The organism is Brevundimonas sp. GN22, from assembly GCF_054824005.1.
The window spans coordinates 1-6,650 of the sequence record NZ_JSYD01000054.1 but is presented as its reverse complement, the minus strand read 5'-3'; the positions used below and the strand labels follow the sequence as shown (position 1 = coordinate 6,650).

Annotated in this window: 8 protein-coding genes; 3 read left to right on the top strand and 5 right to left on the bottom strand. The window is 63.3% G+C overall.

What is annotated here, in order from left to right:
* Positions 1 to 513 (top strand): penicillin-binding transpeptidase domain-containing protein (locus tag OB03_RS08665; RefSeq protein WP_461343854.1); only part of this gene is annotated, 513 nt, incomplete at its 5' end.
* Here OB03_RS08665 and OB03_RS08660 read toward each other — a convergent pair.
* The 3 genes from OB03_RS08660 to OB03_RS08650 all read right to left on the bottom strand — a co-directional run bounded on the left by OB03_RS08660 (position 510) and on the right by OB03_RS08650 (position 3,211).
* On the bottom strand, positions 510 to 1,238 hold the full coding sequence (locus OB03_RS08660; RefSeq protein ID WP_461343853.1) for a M48 family metallopeptidase: 729 nt from the start codon (positions 1,236 to 1,238) through the stop codon (positions 510 to 512). The two genes, OB03_RS08665 and OB03_RS08660, sit on opposite strands and share 4 nt — an antisense overlap.
* A complete protein-coding gene (locus tag OB03_RS08655) occupies positions 1,219 to 2,472 on the bottom strand; it encodes a polyhydroxyalkanoate depolymerase (RefSeq protein WP_242912432.1) in 1,254 nt (417 codons plus the stop codon). The genes OB03_RS08660 and OB03_RS08655 overlap by 20 nt, the downstream gene beginning before the upstream one ends.
* A 112-nt stretch (positions 2,473 to 2,584) precedes the next feature.
* Positions 2,585 to 3,211, bottom strand: a complete 627-nt coding sequence (locus OB03_RS08650) for an SCO family protein (RefSeq protein WP_461343852.1) — start codon at positions 3,209 to 3,211, stop codon at positions 2,585 to 2,587.
* Between OB03_RS08650 and OB03_RS08645 the strand changes: the two genes are divergently transcribed.
* Together OB03_RS08645 and OB03_RS08640 are read left to right on the top strand one after the other, a co-directional pair.
* Positions 3,196 to 4,767, top strand: a complete 1,572-nt coding sequence (locus OB03_RS08645) for an ActS/PrrB/RegB family redox-sensitive histidine kinase (protein WP_461343851.1) — start codon at positions 3,196 to 3,198, stop codon at positions 4,765 to 4,767. The genes OB03_RS08650 and OB03_RS08645 overlap by 16 nt on opposite strands.
* An 81-nt stretch (positions 4,768 to 4,848) precedes the next feature.
* Positions 4,849 to 5,403, top strand: a complete 555-nt coding sequence (locus OB03_RS08640) for an ActR/PrrA/RegA family redox response regulator transcription factor (protein WP_242913089.1) — start codon at positions 4,849 to 4,851, stop codon at positions 5,401 to 5,403.
* Between the two features lie 48 nt (positions 5,404 to 5,451).
* Here the strand turns inward: OB03_RS08640 and mmcB are convergent, their stop codons facing one another.
* Together mmcB and OB03_RS08630 are read right to left on the bottom strand one after the other, a co-directional pair.
* Positions 5,452 to 5,907: a DNA repair putative endonuclease MmcB gene (gene mmcB, locus OB03_RS08635; protein ID WP_461343850.1), complete on the bottom strand. Its 456-nt coding sequence runs from the start codon at positions 5,905 to 5,907 to the stop codon at positions 5,452 to 5,454.
* A gap of 18 nt (positions 5,908 to 5,925) precedes the next feature.
* The gene (locus OB03_RS08630; protein ID WP_461343849.1) at positions 5,926 to 6,525 is read right to left on the bottom strand and encodes a GNAT family N-acetyltransferase; all 600 of its coding nucleotides are present in this window, start codon (positions 6,523 to 6,525) and stop codon (positions 5,926 to 5,928) included.
* Positions 6,526 to 6,650 lie beyond the last annotated feature (125 nt).

Genomic DNA, 6,650 nt, shown 5'->3' with positions numbered 1-6,650 from the left:
TATCTGAACCAGATGCTGCGTTCGGTCGTGACCTCCGGTACGGGACGCGCCGCCGCCGTGGGTGGCCGCGATATCGCGGGCAAGACCGGTACCACCTCGGATTACAAGGACGCGTGGTTCGTCGGCTATACCGGCGGCTTCACCACCGCCGTCTGGGTGGGCAAGGATAACAACACCGCCATGAGCCGCGTCTCGGGCGGCGGCGCGCCTGCCGCGATCTTCGCCACCTTCATGCAGGCTGCCCTGCCTAAGCTGGCCGTCCAGGCCATCCCCAATGGTCCGGCCCTGCCGGACGGCTGGGTCCCGCCGGATCCGGTGGGTGCCGCTCTGGGTCAGGTTGACGATCCCTATGCCGACGAGACCGGCATTCTGGACGAGGACGGCATGCCGGTCGCCCCGCCGGTCGACCAACCGCAAGAACTCGTTCGCCCTGATCCTAAGAGGGTCGATCCAAAACTGGTCGATCCGAAACGCCCCGAGGCGTCACGGACGGACGACGCCCTGTTCTACTAGGCCCCGATAGCGTGAAGCTGTGCGCCGTGGCGTTTCAGCCATTGGCGCATAGGCTTGTGATCGCCGATCAATCCTTCGACCACGGCCCAGTATTCGGGGCTGTGGTCGGCACGGACCAGATGGGCCACCTCGTGAGCCGCCAGATAATCGGCCACTCTTTCAGGGGCCATAACCACGCGCCAGCTATAGCGGATCGAGCGGTTGTGAGGACTGCATGACCCCCACCGCGAGCGGGTATCGACAATAGAGACACGCACGGGCGCCTGCCCCAAGGCCTTCAGGTAATGCTCCGTACGCTCAAGCAGGTACAGCCGCGCCTGTTTGCGGAACCAGTTCTCGATGCGACGGGAATAGGCATCGCCCTCGCCGCCCGCGCGCAAGACCGGCCCGTCCGGAAGATCGATCAAGCGTGCCGCCCCCACGCCAGCCGCCCCTTCAAGTCGGATAGTGCGACCCAGAAGTCCCACCGTCATACCCGGCTTGAACGGCTGCCCCTCAACCGCCTGATCAAGCTTTTCGCCGATCCATTCAGCCTTGGTCTGGGCAAAGGCCACGCCTTGGGCGAGCGCCGAGGCTGAGGGCGCGACCACCACCGCCTCGCGCGATCGGGTGTCGATGCGGATGGACAACCGGCGCGCTCGCTTGTTCACCGACAGCCTGAGGGTGTGACCGTTGGAAAGGGCCAGTCGGTCGCCGTCCCGATACCTAGGCTGAAACAGCTTCATTCTGTTGGATGAAATCCCGAAGGCGCGGATAGATGTGCTCACGGAAGCGACGGCCGTTGAACACCCCATAGTGACCGACATCCTCCTGCACGTGAAGCAGGCGGCGCGTATCAGGGATGTTGGGCGTCAGAACGTGTGCGGCCTGTGTCTGGCCGACACCGGAAATGTCGTCGTTCTCGCCCTCGATAGTGGCTAGCCCGATGTCGCTGATCGTCGACAGGTCCACCTTGCGCCCGCGATGCTCCAGCACCCCGCGCGGCAGCGAGTACTGCTGGAACACGTGTTCGATGGTTTGAAGATAGAACTCTTCGGTCAGGTCCAGCACGGACAGGTATTCGTCATAGAATTCTTCGTGCTTTTCGACCCCGTCGCCGTCCCCGCTGACCAGACTGTCGAAATAGCCGCGGTGGGCGTCGATGTGCTTTTCCTCGTTCATCGACATGAAGCTGTAGAGCTGCACAAAGCCCGGATAGACCCGCCGGCCCACGCCCGCGTACGGGAAAGGCACGGTGTGGATCATGTTCGACTTGAACCAGGTGAACGGCTTTTCCTCGGCCAGTTGGTTGGTCGCCGTCGGCGAGAGGCGCGCGTCAATCGGAGAGCCGAGGAAGCTCATGGAGGCGGGACGGTTCGGGTGGTTGTCCTCGGCCATCAAGGCGCAGGCGGCCAAAACCGGGGGGCCGGGCTGGCAGACAGCCACGACGTGGGCGCGGCCACCGATAGCCTCCAGCATCAGGCGGACATGATCGATATAATCCGAGAAGTCGAAGCGCCCCTCTAGTAGAGGGACTTCACGCGCATTGACCCAGTCGGTGATCAGCACGTCGTAGTCTTGCAGGAAACCTTCGACCGTGCCGCGAAGAAGGGTCGCATAGTGACCCGACAGCGGGGCAACGATGACCACTGACGGCGCGGCAGCGGGCTTGTTCACCGCTTTCAGGTCGTCGCGGTTGCGGTTGAAGCGGATCAGGCGGCACCACGGCGACGACCACACGACCTCGCTGGTCGTCCGCACTGGGTGTCCGCCGATATCGACTCTTTCGAGCCGCCATTCCGGCTTGCCATAGCGCCGCGTAATGCTCTCGATCAGCTCCGCTGTGGCAAAGGCGGTGCGTCCCACAGCCGTGTCGGACGCCAGATTAAATGGCGAGGTCCAGAATTGGCGGGCCATCTGTGCACCGAAGCGCAGAGGAGTGGCGGAGTGATAGGCAAGCTCGTGCAGGGCGTAGAGCATGAAATACCAATAGACACGCCCGAACGAACGAGCAGGGATCAGCAGCTTTCATACTGCAACGCACAATGAAACATGGACGTTGCCTTATGGAAAGCTTTCCCTGCGGCGAGGCTTATCCGCGCGCCATCACGCGGCGGATGACGTCGACGCTCTTGTCCGGCCCCAGATCGTGCGTCAGCGGGCTACGCAGCTTACCGTCCGGCCCCATCAGATAGATGGTCAGCGAGTGGTTCATCGTATAACCCTCACCCTCCCCCGACTTCTGGTAATAGACGCGGTACGCCTTGGCGGCAGCCGCCACCTGTTCGGGTGTGCCGGTCAGGCCAATGACGCCCTCGGGGAAGCCGTCCGACGACAGATAGTCCTTCATCATCTGCGGCGTGTCGCGTGCCGGATCGATGCTGATGAAGACGATCTGCAAATCCTTGGCATCAACGCCCAGACGCTCTTGCACGGCGTTCAGAACGCCGAGCGTAGTCGGGCAATAGTCCGGGCAATAGGTGAAGCCGAAGAAGACCAGCGACCACTTGCCGTCCAGGATCGTCTGGTCGACCGTCTGGCCGTCCTGATTGACCAGAGTGAAATCACCGCCGATCAGCGGTTGACCCGTTGCCACTTCGCGGGCGCGCGGCGCGTCGGACGCGTTTTGTTTGTTCACCGAAACCATGGTGAACACCGCCAGCCCCACAGCCAGAAGCGTGCAGATAGCGGCAAAGATGATGATTGAACGACGCGGCATGGGCCACCCTTGGACAAGAAGCGACTGTGCGCATCCGCCCTGTGCGGCGCGCGACGTTTTGGGGGTATAAGGGTTCGGTGAACGGTACAGAAGCCCCCTCCCTGTCGCAGGCCATTGCGACCGCCGCCCGCAGCGGCACGCGCGACCTGCTCAGCCTGTCGCGTCAGTCCAGCCGTGGACGCGGACTGAGCCTGCGGACGCTCATCGTTTTGCGCTGGTTGACGATCATCGGTCAGACCGGCGCAGTTCTCGCCGCCTATTTCGTGCTCAATTTCCCGCTGCCGGTCTGGGCCTGCGTTGCGGTGATTGGGGCCAGTGTGGTGATGAACCTCATCACCATGGCAAGGGCGCGCCGCAAGGGTGCCGGCCTACGCGAAGATGGCCGCACGACCTTCCAGCTCGGTTTCGACATCCTGCAGCTCTCCATTTTGTTGGCGCTGACGGGCGGTTTGACCAACCCCTTCTGCCTGCTGCTGGTCGCCCCCGTGACCGTGGCGGCCGCCAGCCTACCTTCGCGTCAGGCATTGGGGCTGGCGACGCTGGCTCTGGTGTGCGTGGCCTGCATGTTCTGGTGGTCCCTGCCCTTCCCGTGGCGAACGGACGAGGCGCTGGTCCTCCCCGGCCTGTACCGGATGGAGTTGGGCATCGCCCTGATTACGGGCGTGCTGTTTACTTCCGGCTATGCCTGGAAGGTCGCCTATGATGCCGAGCGACTGGAGCTGGCGCTGGCCACGACCCAGGATGTTCTGCAGCGCGAGCAGCGTCTTGCCGCCATCGGGGGTCTGGCGGCAGCCGCAGCCCACGAATTGGGCACACCTCTGGCGACGATCCAGATCGTAGCGCGCGAAATGCTCCGTCACGCCGAGGCCGATAGCGCCATCGCTGAAGACGCCAGCCTTATCCTGCAACAGGCCGCACGGTGCCGCGAAATCCTGAACCAGTTGTCGACTTCACACGACGATAACGAGGGTGCCTTTGCCGAGGCGGACCTGAAAGCTGTCCTTCAGGAAGTGGCCGAGCCTCACCAGGGCTTTGATCTCGATTTCAATCTCGCCGTGGTCGCGCCCGAAGGTCAGCCCCTGCCGCGCATCTATCGCCAGCCCGAGATCATTCATGGGCTGTCGGCACTGGTGGAAAATGCAGCCGACTTTGCCACCCAGACGGTCAACCTTGTAGCCACCGTGGATGCGGGATGGATTACGGTCGATATCAGCGACGACGGCCCCGGCTTCTCTCCAGACGTCGTGCCGCGCCTTGGCGAGCCCTATGTCACCACCCGCCCCCAGAACAAGGCCCGCCGCGCTTTGGCCAAGCAACTGGCGTCCAAAGACAACGACGCCGAGGCCGCGATCTCGCCCAGTCAGGGCGGGATGGGGCTGGGCTTCTTTATTGCCCGCACGCTTTTGGAGCGCAGCGGTGCGCGGGTGTCCATCGGCAACGGGCTGATGCGCCCCGACGAAAGCGGTCAGGGCGCGAGGGTGTCCGTGCGCTGGCCCCGCCAACGACTTGAGGCCCATCAGCCGGACCACACCGACGTGCCGCTCGATCCCGCCTGATTGGAACCATATGTCGCACCACCGGTCTTCTTCCTTGACCTTGGTGGCCTGAACCCCGACCTGAAGGCGCAGGAGAAGTTGATGTCTGAACTCGAAAACCTGATTGCCGATCTTGCCGACAAGTCCGTGCTGTTGCTGGACGATGATCAGGCGTTGCGTACGCGTCTGGGCCGCGCCCTGGAATCGCGGGGGTTCGAGGTGTCTCTGGCCGCTTCGGTCGCCGAGGCTCAGGCTGTCATTCGCCAGTCACCGCCGGCGTTTGCCGTGCTGGACATGCGTCTTGAGGACGGTAACGGCCTGAAGGTGGTTGAGGCCCTGCGCGACGCCCGCGAGGATGCCCGCATCGTCATGCTGACCGGTTATGGCGCGATTGCCACTGCGGTTGCTGCGGTAAAGGCCGGTGCCGTCGACTATTTGCAAAAGCCCGCCGATGCCGACGACGTGGTCAAGGCGCTGCTCTCCTCCGGCGAAGCACCGGAGCCGCCGGAAAACCCCATGAGCGCGGACCGCGTCCGCTGGGAGCATATCCAGCGCGTGTTCGAGCTGTGCGACCAGAACGTCTCGGAGACGGCCCGCCGCCTCGGTATGCACCGTCGCACCTTGCAACGCATCCTCGCTAAACGCGCGCCAAGGTAATCTGGACAGGTTACCGTCCTCAAATAGCCAATGATCGCGTCACTGGCGTTAGGACACTTCACTCCTGAGCATCCTGAACGCGCTGAGCCGTGCGAACGCGATAAGCATGGCTTTGCGGCGGGCGGCGGCTAATGGCTCGGGTACGGCGTCCCGGATGACGGCACCACCGAAGCCGTCGGCATAGATGAGGCCCGGCTCGTCCGGAAGCACACCGTCGGGAAACTCCGGCGAGACAGCGAAATAGAAGGCATCGCAATAAGGCGCATATTCATGCCATTTGCGATCGACGCGGAAATCGTCGATGCCGGATTTCACCTCGACGATGATGATGTCGCCCCGGCGGCCCAGAGCTAGCACGTCCGCCCGGCGGCCGTTCGGAAGGCGCACCTCCATCAACGGCGCATAGCCCATGTCGGCGAGTAACCGCGCCGCCCCGCGCGTTACCGCATGGGTCGTCTCGGGACGTGAAAAGCTGAGTTCGATATCGGGAGCGGCAGGGGCCATTCCCGCATTATGTTCCGCTTACGTTCCTGCTGCAAGGCGTGCGCGGTTGACCTGCCATTCGGCCTTGGTCTGACCCCAGACATTGCAGGTCAGGGTGTCAAAGGGAGCTGGAAGCGGGCGCGGGCCCATGTTGTATGCCCCCAGCCGCTGGGCCACCCTTTCCGATGGCGTGTTCAGCGGGTCGATGCAGTGAATGACGTCAGGCCAGCCCAGAACATCAAAGGCATAGTCGATGGTGGCGATGGCTGCCTCCATCGCATAACCCTTGCCGTGAGCGTCGGGGTGCAGGCTCCAGCCCACCTCCCTGCCCGGCCAGCCATAGGGATGCAGTGGCCCGATGCGGCCCAGCCACAGGCCTGTCTTCTTGTCGAGCAGCGAGAACATGCCCTCACCGTGCAGGGCCCACATGCCAACCACCATGGCCATGGTGCGCCAGACCTGATGCTTGGACTGGGTACCACCGATGAATTTGCTGGCTTCTTCATCAGCCAGCAGTTCACACCACCGAGGGAAATCCTCCAGCGTGGGCGGGCGCAAGATCAGGCGCTCGGTTTCCAGCGTCGGACCGACACGGGTTTCGGTCGTTCCCGCCCATGCCTCTTGGGGCCAATCCGTCAAAGGTAATACTCCCGCTCCAGCGTATAGACACTGCCATCTCGGGTCAGGACGCTGGAGTAGAGGCCAAACGTCTCGAACCGGATCGGCGGCGACTGGAGCAGGTTGTGTCCTGTAATCCAAGCGCC

Coding starts and splice junctions, on each gene's coding strand:
- OB03_RS08640 (WP_242913089.1), top strand. CDS start 4,849: ATGTCTGAACTCGAAAACCTGATTGCCGATCTTGCCGACAAGTCCGTG.
- OB03_RS08655 (WP_242912432.1), bottom strand. CDS start 2,472: ATGCTCTACGCCCTGCACGAGCTTGCCTATCACTCCGCCACTCCTCTG.
- mmcB (WP_461343850.1), bottom strand. CDS start 5,907: ATGGCCCCTGCCGCTCCCGATATCGAACTCAGCTTTTCACGTCCCGAG.
- OB03_RS08650 (WP_461343852.1), bottom strand. CDS start 3,211: ATGCCGCGTCGTTCAATCATCATCTTTGCCGCTATCTGCACGCTTCTG.
- OB03_RS08660 (WP_461343853.1), bottom strand. CDS start 1,238: ATGAAGCTGTTTCAGCCTAGGTATCGGGACGGCGACCGACTGGCCCTT.